This window comes from Nocardia sp. NPDC052001, assembly GCF_040680615.1.
In the GTDB taxonomy this organism is placed as follows: Bacteria; Actinomycetota; Actinomycetes; order Mycobacteriales; family Mycobacteriaceae; genus Nocardia.
The window spans coordinates 93,472-116,135 of record NZ_JBFAXC010000008.1 but is presented as its reverse complement, the minus strand read 5'-3'; the positions used below and the strand labels follow the sequence as shown (position 1 = coordinate 116,135).

At 65.8% G+C, this 22,664-nt stretch carries 20 protein-coding genes; 9 read left to right on the top strand and 11 right to left on the bottom strand.

Translation table 11 applies throughout. The features are described 5' to 3' along the window. Positions 1-33 precede the first annotated feature (33 nt). On the bottom strand, positions 34-921 hold the full coding sequence (locus AB0L82_RS31880) for an LLM class flavin-dependent oxidoreductase (protein WP_364644632.1): 888 nt from the start codon (positions 919-921) through the stop codon (positions 34-36). 32 nt (positions 922-953) lie between these two features. Further along, entirely contained in the window at positions 954-1,769 is an 816-nt protein-coding gene (locus AB0L82_RS31875) for a sigma 54 modulation/S30EA ribosomal C-terminal domain-containing protein (RefSeq protein ID WP_364644629.1), read from the bottom strand. A gap of 190 nt (positions 1,770-1,959) precedes the next feature. Here AB0L82_RS31875 and AB0L82_RS31870 point away from each other — a divergent pair, with 190 nt between their 5' ends. The 8 genes from AB0L82_RS31870 to AB0L82_RS31835 all read left to right on the top strand — a co-directional run bounded on the left by AB0L82_RS31870 (position 1,960) and on the right by AB0L82_RS31835 (position 9,518). Next, on the top strand, positions 1,960-2,769 hold the full coding sequence (locus tag AB0L82_RS31870; RefSeq protein ID WP_364644626.1) for an alpha/beta hydrolase: 810 nt from the start codon (positions 1,960-1,962) through the stop codon (positions 2,767-2,769). Between the two features lie 29 nt (positions 2,770-2,798). Then, positions 2,799-3,149 carry a zinc ribbon domain-containing protein YjdM gene (locus tag AB0L82_RS31865; protein ID WP_364644623.1) on the top strand — a complete coding sequence of 117 codons (351 nt, stop codon included), beginning with the start codon at positions 2,799-2,801 and terminating at the stop codon, positions 3,147-3,149. Positions 3,150-3,245: 96 nt separating this feature from the next. Continuing rightward, entirely contained in the window at positions 3,246-3,575 is a 330-nt protein-coding gene (locus AB0L82_RS31860; protein WP_364644620.1) for a metalloregulator ArsR/SmtB family transcription factor, read from the top strand. 96 nt (positions 3,576-3,671) lie between these two features. Further along, entirely contained in the window at positions 3,672-5,498 is a 1,827-nt protein-coding gene (locus AB0L82_RS31855; RefSeq protein WP_364644617.1) for a phosphoenolpyruvate carboxykinase (GTP), read from the top strand. Continuing rightward, on the top strand, positions 5,495-7,153 hold the full coding sequence (locus AB0L82_RS31850; RefSeq protein ID WP_364645169.1) for a SulP family inorganic anion transporter: 1,659 nt from the start codon (positions 5,495-5,497) through the stop codon (positions 7,151-7,153). Before AB0L82_RS31855 ends, AB0L82_RS31850 begins: the two co-directional genes overlap by 4 nt. Next, positions 7,150-7,530 (top strand): DUF5313 family protein, encoded by a 381-nt coding sequence (locus AB0L82_RS31845; RefSeq protein ID WP_364644614.1) that lies wholly within the window; start codon positions 7,150-7,152, stop codon positions 7,528-7,530. Before AB0L82_RS31850 ends, AB0L82_RS31845 begins: the two co-directional genes overlap by 4 nt. Before the next feature lie 291 nt (positions 7,531-7,821). Then, positions 7,822-8,193 carry a hypothetical protein gene (locus tag AB0L82_RS31840; RefSeq protein WP_364644611.1) on the top strand — a complete coding sequence of 124 codons (372 nt, stop codon included), beginning with the start codon at positions 7,822-7,824 and terminating at the stop codon, positions 8,191-8,193. 467 nt (positions 8,194-8,660) lie between these two features. Beyond that, complete coding sequence (locus AB0L82_RS31835; protein ID WP_364644608.1) at positions 8,661-9,518, top strand: Ig-like domain-containing protein; 858 nt, start codon at positions 8,661-8,663, stop codon at positions 9,516-9,518. A 126-nt stretch (positions 9,519-9,644) separates the two neighbouring features. Here AB0L82_RS31835 and AB0L82_RS31830 read toward each other — a convergent pair whose 3' ends face one another. From AB0L82_RS31830 to AB0L82_RS31820, 3 genes are all read right to left on the bottom strand, one after another. After that, positions 9,645-10,253, bottom strand: coding sequence for an HAD family phosphatase (locus AB0L82_RS31830; protein ID WP_364644605.1), 609 nt, complete (start codon positions 10,251-10,253; stop codon positions 9,645-9,647). A gap of 10 nt (positions 10,254-10,263) precedes the next feature. After that, entirely contained in the window at positions 10,264-10,977 is a 714-nt protein-coding gene (locus tag AB0L82_RS31825) for a DUF2993 domain-containing protein (protein ID WP_364644602.1), read from the bottom strand. A 110-nt stretch (positions 10,978-11,087) separates the two neighbouring features. Further along, positions 11,088-11,348 (bottom strand): hypothetical protein, encoded by a 261-nt coding sequence (locus tag AB0L82_RS31820; RefSeq protein ID WP_364644599.1) that lies wholly within the window; start codon positions 11,346-11,348, stop codon positions 11,088-11,090. Positions 11,349-11,410: 62 nt separating this feature from the next. Between AB0L82_RS31820 and AB0L82_RS31815 the strand changes: the two genes are divergently transcribed. Next, the gene (locus AB0L82_RS31815; RefSeq protein WP_364644596.1) at positions 11,411-11,905 is read left to right on the top strand and encodes a hypothetical protein; all 495 of its coding nucleotides are present in this window, start codon (positions 11,411-11,413) and stop codon (positions 11,903-11,905) included. Here AB0L82_RS31815 and AB0L82_RS31810 read toward each other — a convergent pair. From AB0L82_RS31810 to AB0L82_RS31785, 6 genes are read right to left on the bottom strand one after another with little or no spacing between them, the layout of a single operon-like run. Further along, positions 11,880-12,530 (bottom strand): formylglycine-generating enzyme family protein, encoded by a 651-nt coding sequence (locus AB0L82_RS31810; protein WP_364644594.1) that lies wholly within the window; start codon positions 12,528-12,530, stop codon positions 11,880-11,882. The two genes, AB0L82_RS31815 and AB0L82_RS31810, sit on opposite strands and share 26 nt — an antisense overlap. Before the next feature lie 23 nt (positions 12,531-12,553). Then, complete coding sequence (locus AB0L82_RS31805) at positions 12,554-13,234, bottom strand: SDR family oxidoreductase (protein ID WP_364644591.1); 681 nt, start codon at positions 13,232-13,234, stop codon at positions 12,554-12,556. A 24-nt stretch (positions 13,235-13,258) separates the two neighbouring features. Beyond that, complete coding sequence (locus AB0L82_RS31800; RefSeq protein WP_364644588.1) at positions 13,259-13,888, bottom strand: TetR/AcrR family transcriptional regulator; 630 nt, start codon at positions 13,886-13,888, stop codon at positions 13,259-13,261. A gap of 54 nt (positions 13,889-13,942) precedes the next feature. Further along, the gene (locus AB0L82_RS31795) at positions 13,943-14,629 is read right to left on the bottom strand and encodes a hypothetical protein (protein ID WP_364644585.1); all 687 of its coding nucleotides are present in this window, start codon (positions 14,627-14,629) and stop codon (positions 13,943-13,945) included. Continuing rightward, entirely contained in the window at positions 14,626-16,029 is a 1,404-nt protein-coding gene (locus AB0L82_RS31790) for a condensation domain-containing protein (RefSeq protein ID WP_364644582.1), read from the bottom strand. Before AB0L82_RS31790 ends, AB0L82_RS31795 begins: the two co-directional genes overlap by 4 nt. Positions 16,030-16,057: 28 nt before the next feature. After that, positions 16,058-22,432, bottom strand: a complete 6,375-nt coding sequence (locus tag AB0L82_RS31785) for a type I polyketide synthase (RefSeq protein WP_364644579.1) — start codon at positions 22,430-22,432, stop codon at positions 16,058-16,060. Between the last annotated feature and the right edge of the window lie 232 nt (positions 22,433-22,664).

Here is a 22,664-nt window from a genome sequence, read left to right as displayed (position 1 = left end):
GCCTGGAATAGAACAGGTTCTAATCCATGAGCGTCAAGAGCGCGCGGCCACCACTTCAGCCGCCACATCGACGAACTTCAGGTCGGTGACCGCCGGGACCAGGATGAACTCGTCGCATCCCGCCTGTTCCGCGCCGTCGAGAATCTCGGCGAGCACCTCGGGAGTCGACGCCCGCGCCGACGCGGCGATCATCTCGGCGAGCTTGGGTCCGAGGAAACCGAGGTAGCGAGCGACGAAGGAGTGCAACGCCTCCGACGCGTCGGGCACGCCCAGCGCGGTGAAGCAGCCGTTTACCTTTCGCGGGGTCGTGGTCCGACCCGCCTCGGCCCAGCACTGGTCGGCGAGCTCACCTACCTTAACGATCTCCTCGGCATCGCCGCGAACGCTGAAGCCGGAGATGCCGTCCGCCCATCGCGCCGCCCGGCGCATCGCCTTCGGCCCCAGCGCGCCCGCGAGGATGATCGGCCCGCCCGGCTGCACGCACGCCGGGCCGACCGGATCCGCGCCCTCGAACGGCGGCTCACCGGCGAGCAGCGCCTTCAACTCGGCAACCTTGTCATCGAGCTGCTGATGCCGTCCCTTGAACTCCGCACCGAGAGAGCGGTAGTCGTGCTCGCGGCCGCCGACGCCCACGGCCACTTCGAGGCGGCCGTTCGAGAGCTGGTCGAGCGTGCCGATCTGCTGCGCGACCATCGCCACCGGATGCTGCGGCAGCACAAAGAGATTCGCCAGCACCTGCACCCGCTCGGTCACCGCCGCGCAAGCGCCCAACGTCGCGACCATCTCCGGATTCGAAAACGTCACCCGCTCCCCCACCGAGACGCTCGAAAACGGCCCCGCGTCGATCCGCCGAGCCCAATCAACCGTCGTACCCGGTCCATAGCCGGGAGCCATCTGTGGAAGTGCGACACCGATCTTCATGTGCCGACCTTCTCAGACCGACCCGGTCCCGGTCACGCGATTGCGCAGAGCGGACGCGGAGCAACAAGGGCAAGCTGGCCGTCGTAGCGGCAGTACAGCAGGCGCCCACGGCCGGACCCCGGATCGGAATAGAACAGAAACGGCAACCCGTACCTGCAGAGATGTTGCACGGCAGCGAGTTCGGTTAGCGCGGGCGCAGGTCGTGGGACGACCACACACGACGCGAAGTCTGCCGGCGGATGGACATAACGCTGTCGGGCCAATCGCAGACCGTACGGGCCGGCGCGGAAGATTATGGCGTCCTCACCGGTGCCAACGTCGATGAACAGATGCGCGTCATAGTCCATCGAGTCCATAGCCCGCGCGGCCGCCTGCGGTGTGAGCTCTGCGGGTTCGAGAATCTTGCGCCGCACTAGTTGTGTGACGCTGTCAGCGTGGAGTTGCGGGCGGGCGGTCTGCGGCCAGGGCCGGGGGCGCCATGGAGTGGCCAGGAGACTGATCTGGCGGTCCAGTCGCTTGATAGCCGGCAGCGCGTCTCCGCGGCCGCGGGTTGGGATCTGCACTCGCGCTGGCGTTTCGCCGACACTCAGATTCACCTGCACGAGGAAGGGTCCGATGTCGGTAACCGGACCGGTGATCCGTACTCGCGCTCCGGTGTCGATGCCGCGACGCTGGAGTGTGCGACCTACTGCCCGGGCGAATCGTTCGCCTTCCAGTACGGGCACCCGGCCAGCGGCGAAAACAACCACCTCGGGGAACACTCTCGACGTCCACGCTTCGGAAGCCCGCAACACCCGCCATACCTCCATGTTCTGGATCGACTCGGCTGTCTCGCCCCCGTTGGCCAACTATGCCTGGCACCCAACGCCCACCGCAGAGCCAAAAGTCATCAATATTCTTAATTCAACGATTAATAGTCTTGGCAACTAGCCAGGTAGGTGGGTCACGACGAACCGATGCGCCTAGCCCGTCGGGTCCGACTTCCTAACTGGTTGCTAATGTTCGCAATTGATCAACTGAGCGATGGGGAGAAGAACGATGCCAACCGCAACACTCAACGGGATCCGGCTGAACTACGACGTCACCGGGTCCGGCCCGCTAGTCGTGATGGTGATGGGCTCGGGCAGCCAGGGCCGGGTCTGGCGGACCTATCAGGTGCCCGCACTGGTCAAGGCCGGATTCCGAGTGGCGACGTTCGACAACCGCGGTATCGCGCCCTCGTACGAGAGCGCCGCCGACATCACGATGTCAGACCTGGTGGCCGATACGGCCGCGTTGATCGAGCATCTCGGCGGCGCACCCGCTCATATGGTGGGTACGTCCATGGGTGCCCGGGTGGTCGCCGAGCTGACACTGGCCCGGCCCGACCTGATCGGGAAGGCCGTTCTGCTGGCAGCGACCGGTCGCCCGGATCCCGTTGCGGCGGCGCTCAATCGTGGAGAGCAAGCCCTGATCGATGAAAGTGTTTCGCTGCCATCGCAATACGCGGCCGCGATCAAGGCGATTCTCAACCTGTCGCCGCATACGCTCCGTGACGATGAGCACGCCCAGCAGTGGCTGGACATCTTCGACTACAGCTCGACCGCGAAGCCGTCGGCGGGCGTGCGCGCACAGTTGCGCATGGATCGTTCCGCGTCCCGGCTGGCCGACTATCGACGCATCACCCGACCCTGCTTGGTCGTGGGATTCGCCGATGACCGACTGGTGCCACCCACGCTGGGTCGCGAGGTTGCCGCGGCCATACCCGGCGCGCGGTACACCGAGATCGACAAGTGCGGGCACTACGGATACCTCGAACAGCCCGACGAGGTAAACCGCGCCATCGTCGAGTTCCTCACCACTCCCTGATTCCCTGAGCCATCCCGAACAGGAGACCCATGACCGCACTACCACCTTGCCCAGAGTGCTCGAGCGAGTACACCTACGAGATCGGATCGCTGTTAACGTGCCCCGAGTGCGCGTACGAGTGGAGTGCGGCACCGACCGCGGACTCCGGAGACAAGCAAGAAGGCGCCATTCGGGACGCGGTCGGCAACATCCTGCGCGACGGCGACACGGTCACGGTAATCAAGAGCCTGAAAGTGAAGGGCAGTCCGAGTCCGATCAAGGCGGGTACCAAGGTGCGCGGTATCCGGCTGGTCCAAGGCGTGGGAGACCACGACATCGACTGCAAGGTTGAGGGTTTCGGCGCGATGCAACTCAAATCCAGCGTTGTCAAGAAGGCCTGAGCACAGGCTGATTGTCTTGTTTGCTAAACTATGCAATCAAAGAGGGCGGTCATCGGTGCAGGGTTCCCGCCACCGGCGGAAGGGAGTGGCGCACACATGCCAGGACTGCAACGACCGCTGTACCAGATGAAAGCCGACTTTTTCAAAACTCTCGGTCACCCGATCCGCGTCCGCGTGCTCGAACTGCTCAGCGTGCGCGAACATGCCGTCGCCGAGATGCTCACCGAAATCGGCATCGAGCCCGCCAACCTGTCTCAGCAGTTGTCGATCCTGCGCCGCGCGGGGTTGGTCACCGCCCGCCGCGAGGGACTGTCGGTCACGTACGAATTGGCCTCCCCGCAGGTCGCGGAGTTGCTCGCGGTCGCCCGCGCCATCCTCACCGGTGTCGTCGCGGGCCAGGTCGAAGCTCTCGAACAACCCGCCTGACCCGCCCTTCACACCCTGTGCGACGCTGTCTGCACTCGTTAATTGCAGATTTTCTAAAATGCATACCTTATTAGTTTCGACAAGGAGAATTTAGCCGTGATCGAACAGTCCAGCCTCGCCACCGACGTCGTGCCGACCTGCCATGCAACGATCCTGACCTGGGTAGCCGAAATCGCCGCCCTGACCGCGCCCGCGCAGATCGTGTACTGCGACGGGTCTCGCGCAGAGTGGGATCGGCTCGCCGGCATTCTGGTGGACAAGGGCACGTTCGTACCGCTGGAGAAGAAGCCGAACTCGTTCTGGTGTATCTCCGACCCCGACGATGTGGCACGGGTCGAAGACCGCACCTTCATCTGCTCGGAGTCCGAGAGCGACGCCGGTCCTACCAACAACTGGGTCGATCCGGTGGACATGCGCACCGTCATGACCGAGCACTACCGTGGCGCGATGGCGGGCCGCACAATGTATGTAATCGCCTTCTGTATGGGTCCTTTCAATGCGGAGGACCCGAAATTCGGTGTGCAGATCACTGATTCGGAATACGTGGCGACGTCGATGCGGATCATGACTCGCTCCGGTGCGCCGGTGTGGGAGAAGCTCACCACGGGAACGGAATTCGTGAAATGTCTGCACTCGGTGGGTATGCCGCTGGGCGACGGACAAGCCGATGTGGCGTGGCCGTGCGACAGGACGAAGTACATCGCGCACTTTCCGGATGCACGAACCATCTGGAGTTACGGCTCGGGGTACGGCGGCAACGCGCTGCTGGGCAAGAAGTGCTTCGCGTTGCGGATCGCCTCGGTGCTCGGGCGTGACGAAGGCTGGCTGGCCGAGCATATGCTTATCCTGAAACTGACCTCACCGCAGGGCCGGATGCACTACATCGCCGCGGCCTTCCCGTCCGCGTGCGGTAAGACGAACCTCGCCATGCTGGAGCCGACGTTGCCGGGATGGAAGGCCGAGACGGTCGGTGACGACATCGCATGGATGCGCTTCGGCGCAGACGGACGGCTGTACGCGATGAACCCGGAGGCCGGGTTCTTCGGCGTCGCACCGGGAACCGGGGCAGCAACCAATCCGAACGCCATCGCCACCCTCGACCGGGGCAACTCGATCTTCACCAACACCGCCCGCACCGCCGACGGCGATATCTGGTGGGAAGGACTGACCGACGAGACCCCCGCGCATCTGATCGATTGGCACGGCGATGACTGGACGCCCGCGTCGAAAACGACCGCCGCACATCCGAATTCGCGCTATTGCACCCCAATCGAGCAGTGCCCGTCCGTCGCACCCGAATGGGACGATCCGGCCGGAGTGCCGATCTCGGCGATCTTCTTCGGCGGACGCCGCGCCTCGACCATCCCGCTGATCACCGAATCCTTCGACTGGGCGCACGGGGTCTTCACCGCCTCTACGCTGTCGTCGGAGACCACAGCCGCCGCAGCGGGGGCGGTGGGGGTAGTGCGCCGGGATCCGATGGCCATGCGGCCGTTCCTCGGCTATCACGTCGGGGATTATTTCGCACACTGGCTGTCGCTGGCCGACCGCGAGGGCATGCGGTTGCCGAAGATCTTCCAGGTCAACTGGTTCCGCCGCAGTGCGGACGGAAAGTTCCTGTGGCCGGGCTTCGGCGACAATATACGCGTGCTGAAGTGGGCGCTCGATCGCCTCGACGGCACCGCCGACGCGATCGAAACACCGATCGGGTTCGTGCCGCCGGAAGGCGCGCTCGACCTCCGCGGGCTGGCGGGCGGTTATCGAGACCTGGTGACGGACGCACTCGCGGTGCACACCGATGAGTGGGTGCGTGAGATGGCGTCGATCGACGACTGGTACGCCACCATCGCCGGCGACCGGCTGCCTGAAGCTCTGCGCGAACAGTTGGCCGCCCTGAAAAAGCGTCTGGCCGAGGCACACTGACCGTGGGCACCCTCTTTCCCCGGTGGTCGGACTGGCAGCCCGCGTTCCGTTCCCCGGGCGGGGACCTGCTGTCGGGTCTTATCGTCGCGCTGGTCGCGTTGCCACTGGCACTCGGCTTCGGCATCAGCTCGGGCCTCGGTGCCGGCGCGGGACTCGCGACGGCAGTCGTCGCGGGCACCGTCGCCGCTGTCTTCGGTGGCTCCCGATTTCAGGTGACCGGGCCGACCGGAGCCATGACGGTGGTCCTGGTACCGATCTTCCAGCAGCACGGCGCCCAAGCGGTGCTGGCCGTGGGGCTGTTGGCCGGGCTGCTGCTGGTGGTACTCGCGATCGCCAGGGTAGGGCGTGCGATGCGCTATATGCCCGCCCCGGTGATCGAGGGCTTCACCGCGGGCATCGCGGTGGTCATCGCGCTGCAGCAGTTTCCAAACGCGTTGGGCGTGGCCCACGCCCACGGCGAGAAGGTCTGGCGGTCTGCGTACGACGCTGTGCACCAGTATGTTTCACAACCGCACTACACGGCATTGGTCATGACCTTGGTCGTCACGATGGTCATGCTGATCGGCAGCCGGTATCTGCCGAAGCTGCCGTTCGCGCTGATCGCGGTCGCGCTGGCCACCGCGGCGGCACGAATATTCGACCTGGACCTCACCCCGATCGGCGCCATTCCTGCCGGGTTGCCCGCTCCCACAATAGGATTCGTGCACCTCGAGCAGGTCGGCGTGCTGCTGGCACCCGCGCTGGCCGTCGCCGCGCTCGCCGCGCTGGAGTCACTCCTGTCGGCGACCGCCGCGGATTCGATGGCCGTCGGCACCCGCCACAACCCCGACCGGGAGTTGCTGGGTCAGGGACTGGCCAACATCGCCGCACCCTTGTTCGGCGGCGTGCCCGCCACCGGGGCGATCGCACGCACCGCGGTCAATGTCCGCTCGGGAGCACGCACGCGGCTGGCGGCACTGTTCCACGCGGTCGTACTCGCCACCATCATCTACCTCGCCGCTGGATTGGTGGCCGATATCCCGCTGGCCGCACTCGCCGGCGTACTACTGGCGACCACAGTGCGCATGGTGGAGACCGCTTCGATAGCGGCGATCGCCCGGGCTTCCACAGGAGATGCCGCGATCATGCTCGTGACCTTCGTGGTCACCGTCAGCGTCGACCTCGTAACCGCCGTCGCGGTGGGCGTCGCGATCGCGGTCCTGCTGGCGTTACGCTCGGTTGCGAAAGAAGCACGCCTGCAACCCATTCCGCTGGACGCCCCCGCCCAAGACACTGAACATCTAACCGAGGAACACCAGCTCCTGCACGACAATATCGTCGCCTACCGCCTCGAGGGGCCGTTGTTCTTCGCCGCCGCACACCGATTCCTCCTCGAACTCGCCGAGGTATCGAACGTGCACGCGGTTGTACTGCGTATGTCCCACCTCACCGCCCTCGATACCACCGGTGCACTGGTGCTCAAAGACGCCATCGGCAAACTCGAACATCGCGGCATCACCGTGCTCATGTCCGGTCTTCGCCCCGACCACCGTCGTCGCCTCGACGCGATTGGAGCACTGCCCCGCGGCGGAACCAACATATTCGAACACACCCCCGACGCCATCGCCTACGTCCACGCCCACCTATCCGACTCCGCGAAAGCGCCCCGCACATGACCGAGCAGTCCAGACCGACTCCGGCACAACATATCCGCTACATCTGCGGCGGTACTTTGCCGCCGTCGAAGGCGGACTGGGTGCGCGAGGATCTCACCGGCCCCGGCGCAGGGCGCCGGTACATGCTGCGCATCCTGATCCCGATCATCCCGCCGCTATGCCTGTTCCTGCTCATCCCAGGCCCGCTGTGGATGGGACTTGCCATGATGGCGCTGCTGTATCTGCCGCTGATCTACTTCACCATCGCCCTCATGTACGTCTTCCGCCGCGCCCGGCTGGCCAAACACGGACTCGACCCGGCACTTGCCGATCGCCCCGAGAGCCAACGTGCCGCAGCCGACCGGGAATCCTATGAACGACGGCACCGACGGGCCTGAATACCGCACCGCGTGGTGCCGGTCAGAGCACAGCACGAGCGCGAAAGCTGGCGGGTTGCGCGGTCCTCATCTGCTGCGGATGCGTCCACAGCTCTTGACGAGTCGAAACCTACAGGGCTGTTGCGTCGTTACGACTTCCTTCGCGCAACCTGCATCAATAGTCTTGATTGCATAAATTAGCAATTGCATACCTAGTGGAATTCTTCATTGAACATCGCGTGGCACCTGATGCCCAGGGGTAGCGTCGCGCTTCGCGAAGCACGAACACCTCGCGCGCACAGGAGGATTCACATGGTCAACATGGACGTTGCACTGAAAGAGATGATGTTGCTCGACGGCGCGATCGGAGCCGCCGTCGTCGACTACGGGAGTGGCATGCCGCTCGGCATGGTCACCGGCCCAAAGGATCTCGATATCGAGATCGCCGCGGCCGGCACCACAGAGGTCATCCGCGCCAAAATCCACACGATCGAGCAACTCGGACTCAACGACTCGATCGAGGACGTACTCATCACGCTCGGCAGCCAGTACCACATCCTGCGACCGAGCCGTGGTCGGCACGCTAGAGGCGTGTTCCTCTACCTCGCGCTCGACCGCGGCAAAGGCAACCTTGCCCTCGCCCGACACAGGCTCAAGGCAATCGAAGAAGATCTCGAGGTATGAGCCGAGGCCATCCCGAATCGAGAGGCGCCAGAGCACTTCCCATCACCGATGCAACCGAGCCAGCTCCGAGAAAAGACAGGACCTGTTCGAACTCATAACGGCGGCACCCGCGCCGTTGCAGGTGCCATCGGCAGCCGCAGCGGCGGCCCGCAACTCATTCAAGCAGTGCAGGACGCGTCGTCACAGAGTCTCGAGTCATCTCGATTACGCTCCAGGGCAGAGGATTTCGGCAGAGGCGTGACCCATCGCCGATCGTTGCAATGCACTCGCATCGAGCTCTACCGGGCCTGTTCGTCACAACAACCGCACCAGTGGTCAACAGTCCAGTTGACGCCTCAATCTGACTCATCATCATTTCGGAATCCGGTACACGGGGGTTCTCATCATGATCTAATCGCGCCAACTCGGATGCATCAGCGCCTCGATGACGAGGTCGAGGGGCATCTGATTTACGTGGGAGACACATGATGGTGGATAAGAGAATGAAGCAGGTGGGCGGGTCGCTCGCGGCGTTCGCGGTGGCAGCCGGGTTCGCGGTCGCGTTGATTCCGGGTACGGCCTCGGCCGCGCCGGGGACGATCACCTGGAGTGACGGCAACAGCAAGTTCACCCGCACGGTGTCCAACACCAATCCCGTCGTGGGCGACATCGTCACCGTCACAACGACATTCGAGCGCACCGGGATTCCGGTGGAGTACATCTACAACATCAAGGACCTGCACCCCGCGTGCCTGACCCCGGTCGCGGGCTCGGCGAAGATGGGCGGAGACCAGGTGTCGCTGGACACCTCGTCCTCGGACTGGGTGCGCGCGGAGTTCGGCATCACCAAGTACCCGGTGTACCCGAACATCAACCCCAAGTCCCAGACCTTCGAGGTGCAGTACACGGTGGGCGTGAACTGCGCCCGCGACACCCCGCTGCCGACCTCGATGCACTACGGCGGCTCCCTGGGCAGCGGCACCTACTCCAACAAGGGACCGAACATCACGGTCTCCAGCGATGCGGTGTCGACCACGTCCATCACCGATGTGAGCGGTGCGCAGACCGGTAAGGCCATCACGCTCGAGGCGAGCGTGTCCCCGGCCGCGGCGGGTGGCACCATCCAGTTCAAGGCGGGCGACCAGGTCCTCGGCGACATCCCCGTCGCCGCGAACGGCAAAGCCACCATCGTGTGGACCCCGGGTGCCGCGGGCTCGTACACGATCGGCGCGACCTTCTCCGGCCGCAGCGGCGTCGCGGGCTCGACCACCACCAAGGTGGTCACCGTCGCCGATCAGCCGACCACCCCCACCACCACCCCCAAGCCGAGCACCGGATCCTTCTGATCCTGTTCTCCGCCTGAGGATTCGACATCGGCGGCCGCTGCGAGAACGACGCAGTGGCCGCCGGCGTCTGTGCGGTGGCGAACTCCGAATGTTGCGATGAACGCCCTTTTCTGTCAGGGACGCGGACTATATGTTGCGCAGCAACGTATTCAGGGTGCCGATCGTTGTGGCGTTGCCGGTGTGGTGGATCGTGGTCATTCCGGCCGCTGCGGCACCTTCGAGCGCGCTCTGGGCGTCGTCGACGAAGATCACCTGATGCGGATCGACGTCGAGACGGGCGCATGCCATGGCGTAGATCTCGGGATCGGGTTTGGTGATGCCTACTTCGTGGGAGTAGATGATGTCGTCGACCAGGTCTTCGAAACCGTAGGCGTGTTGTTCTCGTTCGCGGGCGCCGACGAAGCTATTGCTGATGATTCCGGTTCGGTATTGGGGGCGAAGGGTTTTCGCGTAGGCGATCAGTTCTTTGTTGGCGACTCCGAGATACTGCCTCCAGATATCGGCGATGAGCTCATCGGCGGAGTCAGGCAGTAGAGCGAGGCGGTCGATGATCGCGGCGCGGAACGCGGATTCGGTTATGGCGCCGATACTTCCGGCCAACCACACATCGGCGAGGCGTCCGATGAGTTGGCCGCGTTCGAGGCCCAGGCGGCACTCCCAGTGTATATCGAAGTCCATCGGTTCGGTGACTTCGAGGACGCCGCCGATATCGAAGATCACCGCGCGGAAAGCCATGCCCTACAAACTATTTGGCCTGCGGAATAGCGGGCAGGTCGGAGAATCGGACGGGGCTCGCGATGGCGGTGACGTGCAGGCCGTCAGCGGCGGGTTTGATGGATGTGAGGCGCGCGCCCAGGGGTAGTGCCTGCAAAGGGACTGTGAAGGTGAGGGATTGGCTGATCAGGGCCAGGGGAATGGTGGGGCCGCCCGCTCGGGCTTGGACTGACACGGGGGTTACCTCGAAGCCGTCGTCGGTGGGGGCGACCGTGACGACCACTATCGCGGGCACGGGGATGCCCTGTACCGAGAAGGTGCCGGTGACGCGCAGGCCGTCGTCGGCGTAGGCGATCGATTCGACTTCCGACGGTGCGAAGCGTTGCACGGTGTCGTAGGGCACCACGGCGGTCGCGGTTCCGCGGTCGGCGACCAGGTTCGAGGTGCGGCTGGCCAGCAGGTCGGTCAGCGGCGCGGTGACATCGGTGAGGTGGACTTCCAGGTTGTGGACCGAGATCTGCTGATCGCTCCAGTCGCCGACGCGCACGTTGATGTCGTGATAGGTGCCGTCGACGGCCTGGGTCAGGAATGGGAACCCGCCGATTTCGACGCTCGGCCGCTGCGCGAGGTTGTACTCGGTGGCGATCCTGCTGCCGATCTCCTTCTGCGCCTGCGCGACCGCGAGACGGTCGCCGACGATCAGCGCGATCGCCAGCACGATGATCAGTATCAGTAGTGCGCGCATGCGCTCACCCGCTTGGACATTCCACCATCATGCTGTGTGTTGCGGATGATTTGCTCGATCTAGGGGTGTTCCTCACCGCCGGTAGCGCCGCGTGAGCCCTCTCCGAGCACTCACGGCTGCCCGGCCGCAGGCCCGGGCCCTGTGGCCGCAGCCTGCGTTTGCACCGCGGTGACGCCGCCGAAGTCCTCCTGAATCGCGGTTCCCGGGGACACTCCCCCGTATCCGGCCGCCGCCAGCGGATGATTGAACTCGCCACCGCCGATCCCGTGGCGCTTGATCCTGCGCCAGCGCATGACCATCAGCACGCTCGGCCCGACAACGCCGATCATCAGCACGAGCAGCGGCACCAGCGCAGATCCGTCGATACCCAAGTAGATCCCAGCAGCTATATTTCAGCAACCGGAACGGTCTCGAACTAGGTAGATTCAGTCCGGTGACGCGAGGGCGGCTGTTCAGGATTGCGCGAATCACCGGTCATCTGGGCTGGTGGACGTTCGTGGTCGCAGTGCTGCTGGGTACGGCGATGTCCGCCGCCGCAGACATCCCGATCGGCCGAAAAGAGTGTTCGCCGGGTGATTCGGTATTGCGGGTGTGCCTTTCGGTCACCGAATCGGCTGGGCCGCCCGGGGCGGGCGCAATGGCCGGCTACGCGACGGTGGCACTCGGGGTCGTTGTCGTGGCCGCCATCATCGAAGCGGCGGTGGTCGGGGAACGCGTCGCGGGCGTGGTAACCGTGGCCGTTCCGATTGCCGCCGCCGCGCTGATGATCAAGGAGTTGAACGGAACCGGTTGGTGGAGTGATAGTTCCGGCTCCGTTCGAACGGTCGCGATTGTCGTGGCAGCGATCGCGGCCCGCGAGGTATGGGCATTCAGGTTCGCGCCCGGCGTCCCGCGGTCGGAACTCACGCCGCCGGATCAGAGCGAGTGATTCGGAAGCCGACGTCATCCATACGGAAGGTGGGGTGGCTGCGGCGGCGGACCGAGGCACGGCAGCTCCAGTGTTCGTCGTACCAGCCGCCGCCACGAAGGACACGGTAGGTGTCGTAGATCTCGGCGTCGTAGATGTCCCAACACCAGTTCCAGGCGTTGCCGAGCATGTCGTACAGGCCCCAGGCGTTGGGTTGTTTGCCGCCGACTTCGTGAATCCGCTCCTCGGAATTGGCTCGATACCAAGCGATTTCGTCGAGGTCGCCGTAGCGGGGCTCGGTTGTTCCGGCACGGCAGGCGTGTTCCCATTCGGCTTCGGTGGGGAGCCGGTAACCGTTCGCACTCGATTCCCATTCGATGCCTTCGCCGTCGAACAGGCGATAGGCCGGGGCCAAGCCTTCCTGTTCCGACAACAGGTTGCAGAATCGCACCGCGTCCCACCACGAGACGCTCTCGACCGGAAACCGTTCGCCCGCCGACGCACTCGGCCGCAGCCCGGTGACCCGTGCGTGCTGAGATTGCGTGATCGGGAATGCCGACATCCGGCAGGCTGCGACATCGACCGTCCATTTGCGTTCGGTTCGCCTGTCCGACAGCACAATTCGGCCCGACGGAACGTTCACCATCGCGATTGCGTCACCGATAGTGGCTACCACGGCAGCGGTTGGCGGTCGCGGAAGAAGCCTCCGGTGGGTCCGTTGTCGGGAAGGGTTGCGGCCCAGACGATTCCGGCGGCACCGTCGGCGACGGGGCGGCCGCCGGGGCCGCCCATATCGGTGGCTACCCAGCCGGGGCAGATGGCGTTGACGAGGATGCCGTCCGGGCGGAGTTCGGCGGACAGCATTCGGGTCAGGGCGTTGAGGGCGGTTTTGGTGGTGTTGTAGGCGGGGGTACCGCCGCCCATGCTCGTCAGGGAGGCGGCTTCGCTGGAGACGTTGACGATTCGGGGATGAGTGCTCGCGCGCAGCAACGGAAGTAGGGCTTGGGTCAGTCGCCAGGGGCCGTAGAGGTTGGTTTCGGCCGCGTCGCGGACGATGTCGAGATCGGCGTTGACTGCGCGCTGCCAGGTGTCGTAGGCGATGGCGGCGTTGTTGACGAGGATATCCAGGACGCCGAACCGGGTGCTGATTTCCGTTGCGGCGGAAGTGATGTCGTCACCATTGGTGATATCGAGGCGCAGCGGGTGCGCGTCGCCGCCGATCTCCGCCGCGGCTTTGGTGGCCGCCTCGAGTGATCGGGCGGACACGATGACGGTGTGCCCGGCGGCGGCGAGCTGGCGCGCCACTTCGTGGCCGATGCCCCGATTGGCACCGGTGACGAGAGCGATCATGGATTCCTCTTCGCGGTAGATCAGTCAGGTCTGCGTGTTTCCCAGGACACTCACGCACATGCGCGCGCATTCGGCGGCGAGTTCGGCTGCGGTCATATCGATGGTGCCGCCGAGCCAGCCTTCGATGAGCTGGTTGACGCCGCCGGTGATGAAAAGCGCGGCGCGGTGCAGCCATTCCGGTTCGACGGAGATGCCCAGCGCGGCGGGAGCATGTTGCACGACGAGGTCGGTGATCATCGTCAGTACGTCGTGACGACGCTGGGTCAGTTCGGGCAGGTCGCCGGGGTCGGTGGTGGTGACGATGCGATGGATGTGACGGTCGGCGGCAATGATTTCCAGGAATGCCTGTAGCGCGGATTGGAGTCTCTGCTCGGCCGGACCATCCGCGGAGACACCCGCCTCGACCATGGCCGCCAGCATTTGATCGCGCACCTCGTCGGTGACGGCGAGCAGCAACTCCTCGCGGTTGGCGAAATGTTCGTAGAAGTAGCGGTCGGTCAAGCCCGCGGTTTTACAGACGCCCCGAACCGTGACGGCACCGATTCCGGATTCGCCCCAGGTGGTGCGGGCGGCGACGAGCAGGCGCGCGCGGCGCTCGGCGCGACGCTCGGTCGCGCTGACGCCGCCGTAGCTGCGAGTGGCCATATTCGTCATTGACAACACTTTAGGCGTGGCCGTCGATGTCGGGGACCACGCCCAGCTGCGCCCCTAGGCCGCGAGTTCCATTACGGCGCGGGGGTGCCAGGGCATCGGGCCGGTAGGGAAGCCGCAGCGGATCATTCTGTGTGGTGGGGCTGCTTCGATGTCGACCACTACGAGGGGCAGGAAGGGGCTGAGCATTTTTTCGAGCATGGGGTTCAGGCCGGTGAGGCGGGGGCGGAGCCGGACCTGCCAGCAGTCGATTCGGCGGGTGGCGGCGTCGACGACGGAGCACCGGTCGGTCTTCGCGCTCAGGGGGATGTGGACCGAGAACGCGAGCCACAGGGCGATATCGGCCTCGGCGCCTTCGGCCAGGTCCAGTCCGCGCAATAGTGTCAGGCCGCCCGCGAGCGGCATGAGATCGGCGGGGAACGGCGCGATCCCGGCACCGATCTGCAGGTGCGCGGTACCGAGGAAATTCGCTTCTTCACGACTCACCACCGTTGTGCCCGTTCGGGTTTCGGCGCGGTAGCTGGCGATCCGCACGTGCTCGCCGAGACGCTGGAAGCGCTGTTCGACGGTGATCGTGAAGTTGCCGTCGCCCGAGGTCGCCTGAACTACGGAGAGGTAGCCCTGGTCCTCGTGGCCGACTGTGCTGACGATGTCGAGCGCGGGCGGCTGATCCGCGATTCGGACGGTGTAGACGGTTTTCTCACCGTCCGGGATATGCGGATCGCGAAAGATGCTGTCTCTCATTGGCTTTCTTCCCGTGCGGCGGTGACGAACACCGCTCGGAGTCGGTTGACATAGCGTTCGACGGAGCGGTGCGCCACCGGGGTGTCCGGATAGATCACGCTGAGTGTGGTTTTCGCGGCGAACCGATTGATCCAGATCAGAACCTGTTCGGAGGCAGCGCGATTGGCGTACAGCCCGCATGAGGCCGTATCGAAGAATTCATGGCCGAGCAGTTCCCTGGCATCGACGTAGGAGATCATCGGGCAGGCCCATCCCGGGCTCAAATCCAGATCGGAGTCGGCGGGCAACAGTTCGACCACCCGCTGGAACGAGGTGGAGGTCAGACGAATCCCGTTCTCGTAGGCGTACTGGGCGAGTGTGACCACCCGGTCGAAGGATGCGGTGCGGCCGAGCGGGAACGCCACGGGCAGCAACGTGACGTACCAGCCGACCGAGGCGCGTTCGGCGGCGCTGCCGCGCGTTGTCACCGGGGTCATGCCGAAGTAGTAATCCCTGTCGGCGAGTTCGTATTCGGCCAAGGCCGCCGCGGCGAAGACGCCGCCGACGAAGTGCGCGCCGTTGTCTCGGCAGCGTCGCTCGAAGCGCGCGGCGGTGGCCTCGTCGAACAGCGTCACCGTTCGGTGTGCGCTGCGGTTGTACATATCGGTGCGCCTGCCCAATTCCAGCGGGAAGGACGGCAGGGCGCCGCCGTTTCCCCGGATCAGCTCGAGCCACTTTTGAACGCCGGGCGAGGTGAGTGACATGCGCGCCGTATGAGCCCGCTCGGCCGTGCAGTAGTCGAGATAGCTCGCCGCCGGGGCGAGCGCGTCCGGCGTCTGACCCCACATCTCGTTCGCGTAGAGCAGCGCGAGATCGAAACCGGACAGGTATTGCCCGAACCCGTCGGTGTGCAGGTGATCGGCCGCGAGGTAGAGCATGGTCGAGTCGTCCCGCTCGATGACCCCGAAGCTGAAGCAGTCCCAGTCGAAGGGTCCGGGCGTGGTTTTGAGCACGTGGTCGCGGACCGTCTGCGGGTCCTCGATCCACCCGTGCTCGACCGGAACGAACTCGACGTCCGCTTCCGGCACCAGATGCCGCTCCACCACGCCATCCGCACCGATCCGGAACCAGGTGCGAAAGGTGTCGTGCCGCAATAGGAATGCGTTGATCGCGCGGGTCATCGCATCACGGTTCAGCTCACCGGTCGATATCTCGGCGGTGATCAGGCACAGACCGGAGTACCGGAAGTCCGCCGCGGCATGCTGGGCGGCCAGCCGCAAGTACTGTTCCTGCTGGTGCGAGGGCGGGGCGGGGTGCACGGGTGCCAGCCGCGCACGTGCGGCCGATTCCGGCGATGCCACCCAGGTGGTGAGTCGGCCCCGCGCCGGTTCCCATTCGTCGATCAGACCGAAATCGACCATCGCTCAACCTCCCTACTCCGACGCCTGGTCACGATGCGACTCCGACCGGCACCGCGACCGGACCGCTCGTGGCGGTCTCGACGGCCGACCGGGACGGAGCCTTGGCGCTTTCCGCGGCCAAGATCAGTTCGGCGACCTTCGGACCGGCCTGCTCCAGGCTGAACGACCGACCCATCTGCAACGACATCAGGTCGATGCCAAGGGTTTTGGTGACCCGAGCGCCGAGCTCCACCGCCATCAGCGAATCCAGACCGAGCTCGGGCACGGGCACGGTCATATCGATGGATTCGGCCGGAACCCCCATGACCGCGGCCAATTCCTCGGCCATCTTGCGTGCGACGAAGGTGCCGCGTTTGCCGTCCTCGATGGCCGCCACCTCGGCCCGCAGCCGGGCCAGTTCCGAGGTGTCCTTGGCGGAGACCTGAGCCAATGCCATCGTGCGGCCGGTGCGGGTCAGCTGCGGGAAGGTGCCGGTGAGCTTTCCCCAGTCCGTGGGAATGATACTTGCCCGCGAAATACCAAGGCGCAGAGTCTGTTCCAGGTACGCCGTGGCGTCGGCCATATCGATCGGGTCGAAGCCGACCAGGTCGAGATACTTCACCGCCGTCTCGTCGGCGGCCATGCCCCCGCTGGAGCCGGACAGGTGCCCCCATCCGATGCACAGGGCCGGCTCGCCCGCCCTCGCCCATTCCTGGGCCATGGTCTCCACCGCGAGATTGGCCGCGCAGTAGTTGTACTGACCGTAGATGCCGTACATGGCGCCGCCGGAGGAGGAGAGCACGAACATATCCAGCTCGATCCCGGCGTCGGCCACCGCCTGGCGCACCACCCGGGCACCCTGCACCTTGGGGCGGTACACGATGTCCAATTCCTGAATTGTCATGGCCGCCAATCGATTATCGGCGACCGCGCCCGCCGCGTGGAACACCCCTCGCAGTGGATGTCCGGCCGCATGCGCCCGCCCCACGACCGCGGCCATCGCCTCGACATCGGTGACATCGGCGTGTTCGGTGATCACCTGGACCCCCGCCGCCCGCCATGCCTCGAGCTGGCGGCGCGCTTCCTCGGTGCTCGCGCCGCGGCGACCCACCAATACCAGTCGGCGCGCGCCGCGCAGCGCCAGCCAGCGTCCGATGGCCAGCCCGAAGCCACCGAAGCCACCGGTCACCAGATATGTTGCGGCCGAATCGATTTCGACTTCCGGCAGCTGGGGTCGTACCGAGGGCAGTGCCGAATCCATCTTCAGCGCTATGCGCGTCAGTCCGGTCGAGCGGATGGTTTCCTCGAAGGCACTCGCCACCTCGTCGGTGTCGAACAGCCGGTAGGACAGCGGGCTATAGGTGCCCGCGAGCACCTTCTCGTAGACCCGCCGCAGCAGTGCGATGAGCCGCTGCGCGTCGACCGCGACCAGACGATCCAGGTCCATCGAGTAGTACGCCACGTTCTTGTCGAAGTTGGCCATCTCCAACAGGCCACCGGTGTAGATATCGGCCTTGCCGACCTCGACGATGCGCCCGAATTCGGCGACCGCGTGGAAGTTCTGCCGCAGGATCTCCCCCGGGGCGCTGCTGAGCACCACCTCGACGCCCTTGCCGTCGGTCAACTCGAGGACATCGTCGACGAAGTTCAGTGACCGCGAATCGATCGCGTGATCGGCCCCCAGCGCGAGCACGTGGGCGCGACGCTCCTGGGTACCCGCAGTGCCGATAATGCGCGCTCCCCGATCCTTGGCGACCTGGATCGCGGCCGTGCCGACACCGCCCGCGGCACCGTGGATGAGCACCGTCTCTCCGGGTCGCAGCCGCGCCAGATCGTTCAGCGCGTATTCAGCGGTGCCGAAAGCGATTGTGCTGGTGCAGTATGCGGGATCGGTGCCCGGTGGGAGCTTGATCGCTCGCGCCCGGTCGGCCACGACGTAGCGCTGCATCATCCCCTTGACCGCGACCGCGACCAGATCGCCCACCGCCAGGTCGGTGACGCCGGGACCGACCCGCACCACTTCGCCGACCCCTTCCATCCCCGGGACGGTGCCGAAATACGTTGGCGCGAGCTCGCGTTCGCCGAGCAGTCCGATGACCTTCAGCGGATCCTTGTAGTTCAGGCCGATGACTTTCATCCGGACCTCGACTTGCCCGGCACCGGGCTCCGGGCGCGGTCGTCCGCGCCAGGCCAGCGCCGACAACAGGCGCGTGCGGGGCATTTCCAGCACGAAATTGGCCTCGGAGTCGCTCAGCGGTGCGGCGGTGTCCAGCGCCTCGAGGCGCTCGGGCAGCGGCTTGGTGATCACCGGACTCCAGCGGGCACCGGCGCGCAGGGCGACCTCGTCGGTGTTGTCGCCCCAAAAAGCACCCGGGACAGCCAATTCGGTGACAAGGTCGACTATTCCCGTCGCCGGTTCGACATCGATCAGCCGCCAGCGCAGATCGGTCTGCTCATTGAGCAGCACGCGTCGCGCACCGGCGAGCGCGGCCTGCTGCGCGGCCGCCGGAGCCGGATCGTCCGGGACCGCGAACGCGCGCTCGGTCACCAGGGTGGCGTGGCATCGGCCCTCGACGAACTTGTCCCGTGCTCGTCCGGGATCTTCCGGGTACGCGAAGTCGTTGAGCACGACCGCGATTCGCTTCAGTGCCCACAGTTGCGCGAGCTCGTCCGCGCCGGAGTCGGCGACCACGATGACATGCAGCCGATCCGTGCCCTCGGCCCGCGCGGCCGCGAGCATCGCGATGAGACCGGCCTGGACCTCGTCCGCGACGGATCCGACACCGTACAGACGTGCGCCCGGGATCACCTCGCTCAGCGCGGTGGCGCGCTGGCGCGAATCCCCCAGCGCGACGATCACCGTGCTCACCGAATCATGGGGTACCGCGGTGCGATCGAGTGGATCGCGCTGCTGCATGGTCTCGGTGTAGAAGTAGTCGGCCATGCGGCGCAGGGGATCCTGGCCGGGGGCGATCGCACCGATCTGCAGACCGCTCAATCGCATGACGAGGTTGTGCTCATCGTCGAGCAGGTCCACATCGGCCCGCAGCCGGGCCCGATGATCGCGCCGGGCTACCACGGTGACCCGCTCGGGCAGCGGCGCGACCACGCGCACCGAGGCCACGCCGACCGGGACCAGGGTGCCCTCGTCGATCCGGGATTCGGCGAACAGCAGAGCGGCGGTCTGCATGGCGGCATCGACGACGGCGGGATGTGCCAGATGACCCGAGCCCACCGCGATGGCGCCGTCGACGGTCGCGGTGACCGTATCCCTGCCGACCCGAGCGGTGAGCACGCGCCGGAACGAGGGGCCGTACTGCAAGCCCGCCGCTGCGAGTCCGCCGTAGAACAGCTTCGGGTCCACGTCGACGCCGACCTCGATCTCGGGCACCTCCACCCGGGTCGGCCGGTGCCGACCGGTCAGCATGCGCCCGGACGCGTGCAGGGTCCATGCGGTGCCGGTGGCCGGGCGGGAGCGAATCAGGAAGCGCCCGCTGGCCTCTTCCACGGTCAGCGCGAGCAACGGAACATCCGGTGCGCCCATGATCAACGGCGCGACGAAGCGGACCTGTTCGAGCGCGACTCGTTCGCCACCAAGCCGGGTGGCGGCGGCGCTGAGCGCCGCGTCGAGATACGCCGCCCCCGGCATGATTCGGACCCCGTTGACCACGTGATCGGCCAGCCACGGCAGCAACTCGGTACCCACCTGCAGCAGCCAATCCGGGCGGCCCTCGACATCGGGATCACCGAGCATCGGATAACCGCCCGGAGTGCCGAGCCTGGCCTGTTCGAACAGTGGCAGGGACGAGTGCAGGCGGGTCCGCTGCCACGGGTACCGCGGCAACCGCACATGCGGGGTCGCATCGGGCGGAAACAATGCGTCGAGGTCGAGCACGCCCGCACCGTAGAGCCCGATGAGGGTGCGTCGAATACTGTTGGTATCAGGCTGTTTACGGTCCAGTGTCGGCACCGTGGTCCCCGTGACGTCCGCGCCGAGCAGTGTCTCGCGGATATTGCCCGACAGCACCGCGTGCGGGCCGATCTCGAGGAAGACCCGGTGCTCGGCGAGCAGCGTCGTGACGGCGTCGGCGAAACGCACCGGCTCGCGCACATTGGCGCACCAGTACGACGCGTCCCAGTCCGGACCCGTCACCTGTGCACCGGTGACCGAGGAGTACAGGGGAACGGTCGGTGCCTGGGGCTCCAACTCCGCGAGTGCCGAACGCAATTCGTCCAGAATGGGGTCCATCAGCCGACTGTGGTAGGGCACCTCCACCCGCAGGGCGCGCGCGAAAAAGCCCTCCGCGACAAGCTTTTCGCCGATCTCGTCGAGCCGGACGATATCGCCGGAGAGGGTCAGCGAGGTCGCGCTGTTGATCGCGGCGATATCGACCCGGGGATCGTCGGTGACGAGTTCGAGGGCCTGGTCATAGGACATGCCCACCGCGAGCATTCCGCCGGAACCCGCGGTGGTGGCATGCAACCGGGCTCGATGGTAGGCGACCAGGACCGCGTCGCGCAGCGAGAGCACCCCGCTGGCATAGGCGGCGGCCACCTCGCCGACGCTGTGGCCGACGATGGCCGCGGGCTCGATGCCGTACTGGGCGAGTTCGCGTACCAGCGCCACCTGCACCAGGAAGTTGGCCGGTTGCGCGACCTCGGTACTGCCGACCCGCGAATCCTCTTCCGCCTTCAGCAGTTCCTCGATGATCGACCAGCCCGCGAGCGCACGGAACTCGGCGTCGACGCGCTCGGCCGTATCGGCGAAAACTCCCCCGGCGGTGAGCAATTCACGCGCCATTCCCCACCACTGCGGACCCATGCCGGAGAACACGAACACCGGCCCGCTGGTGCGGGCCACAATGGTCCGCACCGCGTCACGCCCTTCGCCGGCGGCGAATGCTCGCAGCTCCCGGATCAGGTCGCCGGTGTCACCGAGCAACATGCCGGTCCGGAACGGGTGGTGCGCCATTCGGGTCCAGGCGGCGTGCGCCAGCCGTTCCGGTTCCGTGCCCGCGGCGACCAGATCGGCGAACCGCCCGGCGAGCGCCCGCGCCGCACCGGTGCTGCGAGCCGAGATAGGCAGTACACCAAGGTGTTTCGGCTCACTCGCGACTTCGACAACCGGGATCGGACGGTATTCCCGCAGAATGGCGTGCGCGTTGGTGCCGCCGTACCCGAATCCGTTCACCGCGACCGTCATCGGCCCGGCGTCCCGGGACAGCGGTTCGGCTTCGGTCTGGATATGCAGACCCAGCTCGTCGAAGGGGATATCCGGATTGGGCTTGTCGAGCCAGCCCTGAGGCGGGATCGTGCGATGCGAGATCGCCAGTGCCGCTTTGATGACGCTCGCGACCCCCGCGGCGGCCTCGGTGTGCCCGAGCGTGGACTTCACCGAGCCGACGCCCAGCGTCCGCGTCCGCTTGTCCGGTACGCCGAAAACCCTTCCCAGCGCTCGAATTTCGACCGGATCGCCGACCAGGGTGCCGGTGCCGTGCGCCTCGATGTAGGTGATCGATTCCGGTGCCAGTCCGGCGCGGGCGCACACCGAACGCGCAAGCGACTCTTGGGAATCCACGTTCGGCACGGTGATCGCGGTGGTGCGGCCGTCCTGGTTGGCCCCGGTCGCCTTGACCACGGCGTAGATCCGGTCGCCATCGCGCACCGCGTCGTCGAGTCGCTTCAAGGCCACCATGCCCGCGCCCTCACCGCGACCGTAGCCGTCCGCGGCGGCGTCGAAGGACTTGCAGCGCCCGTCGGCGGCGAGGAAGCCGCCCTTGCACATCAGCACGAAAGTCTCCGGCTGGAGCATCACATTGACCCCACCCGCCAGCGCTACGTCGCAATCACCGTTGTTCAGCGCTTGGCAGGCGAGGTGGAACGCCACCAGAGACGACGAGCACGCCGTATCAACGGTGAGCGCGGGTCCGATCAGGTTGAGCGCGTAGGCGATCCGGTTGGACAGCATCGTGTACGAAGCGCTGGCCGGAGTGTGCATATCGGTGTGGAACAGTGCGGGGCCCACCACACCGATCACCGACTGGTCCACCACGAACCCGCCCACGTAGACCCCGACCGAGCCGCCGCTCGCGCGCCTGGCGATCCCGGCATCGTCGAGCGCCTCCCAGGTGACCTCCAGCATCAGGCGCTGCTGCGGGTCGAGCACCGTGGCCTCGCGCGCGGAGATGCCGAAGAAGTCCGGGTCGAACTCCCAGGGATCGGTGGTCATGAAGGCGGCGCGCTTGGTGTAACTGCGCCCTGGCGTGCGCGGTTCCGGGTCGTAATAGCGGCGGTAATCCCAGCGATCGGGCGGCACGTCGACCACACCGTCGCGCTTATCCAGGACGAATTCCCAAAAGGTTTCCGGCGAGTCGATTCCACCTGCGAATCGGCATCCGATCCCCACTATCGCGATATCCGACATGCACACCTTCCAAGGCCGGATTGATTTGAGCGCCAGCACTTCCCGGCACCTTGCGAACAGGTGGCTGGCGATCACCTCATCGTGCCGCAAATCAAGGAATATGCCGGATTCACTCCCGAGTTCAGGACACCTCACAAAACGACGGGGGCTATGGCTGTAAATATCTCGAGTCCGTCGAATCAGGTGCTGTGCAACCGATTCCGAGTGCCTATGTTGCGAGTGGCCGGTGCCG

Coding starts and splice junctions, on each gene's coding strand:
- AB0L82_RS31830 (WP_364644605.1), bottom strand. CDS start 10,253: ATGGCTTTCCGCGCGGTGATCTTCGATATCGGCGGCGTCCTCGAAGTC.
- AB0L82_RS31870 (WP_364644626.1), top strand. CDS start 1,960: ATGCCAACCGCAACACTCAACGGGATCCGGCTGAACTACGACGTCACC.
- AB0L82_RS31795 (WP_364644585.1), bottom strand. CDS start 14,629: ATGAGAGACAGCATCTTTCGCGATCCGCATATCCCGGACGGTGAGAAA.
- AB0L82_RS31840 (WP_364644611.1), top strand. CDS start 7,822: ATGGTCAACATGGACGTTGCACTGAAAGAGATGATGTTGCTCGACGGC.
- AB0L82_RS31790 (WP_364644582.1), bottom strand. CDS start 16,029: ATGGTCGATTTCGGTCTGATCGACGAATGGGAACCGGCGCGGGGCCGA.
- AB0L82_RS31860 (WP_364644620.1), top strand. CDS start 3,246: ATGCCAGGACTGCAACGACCGCTGTACCAGATGAAAGCCGACTTTTTC.
- AB0L82_RS31810 (WP_364644594.1), bottom strand. CDS start 12,530: ATGGTGAACGTTCCGTCGGGCCGAATTGTGCTGTCGGACAGGCGAACC.
- AB0L82_RS31865 (WP_364644623.1), top strand. CDS start 2,799: ATGACCGCACTACCACCTTGCCCAGAGTGCTCGAGCGAGTACACCTAC.
- AB0L82_RS31785 (WP_364644579.1), bottom strand. CDS start 22,432: ATGTCGGATATCGCGATAGTGGGGATCGGATGCCGATTCGCAGGTGGA.
- AB0L82_RS31825 (WP_364644602.1), bottom strand. CDS start 10,977: ATGCGCGCACTACTGATACTGATCATCGTGCTGGCGATCGCGCTGATC.
- AB0L82_RS31800 (WP_364644588.1), bottom strand. CDS start 13,888: ATGACGAATATGGCCACTCGCAGCTACGGCGGCGTCAGCGCGACCGAG.
- AB0L82_RS31835 (WP_364644608.1), top strand. CDS start 8,661: ATGGTGGATAAGAGAATGAAGCAGGTGGGCGGGTCGCTCGCGGCGTTC.
- AB0L82_RS31880 (WP_364644632.1), bottom strand. CDS start 921: ATGAAGATCGGTGTCGCACTTCCACAGATGGCTCCCGGCTATGGACCG.
- AB0L82_RS31845 (WP_364644614.1), top strand. CDS start 7,150: ATGACCGAGCAGTCCAGACCGACTCCGGCACAACATATCCGCTACATC.
- AB0L82_RS31805 (WP_364644591.1), bottom strand. CDS start 13,234: ATGATCGCTCTCGTCACCGGTGCCAATCGGGGCATCGGCCACGAAGTG.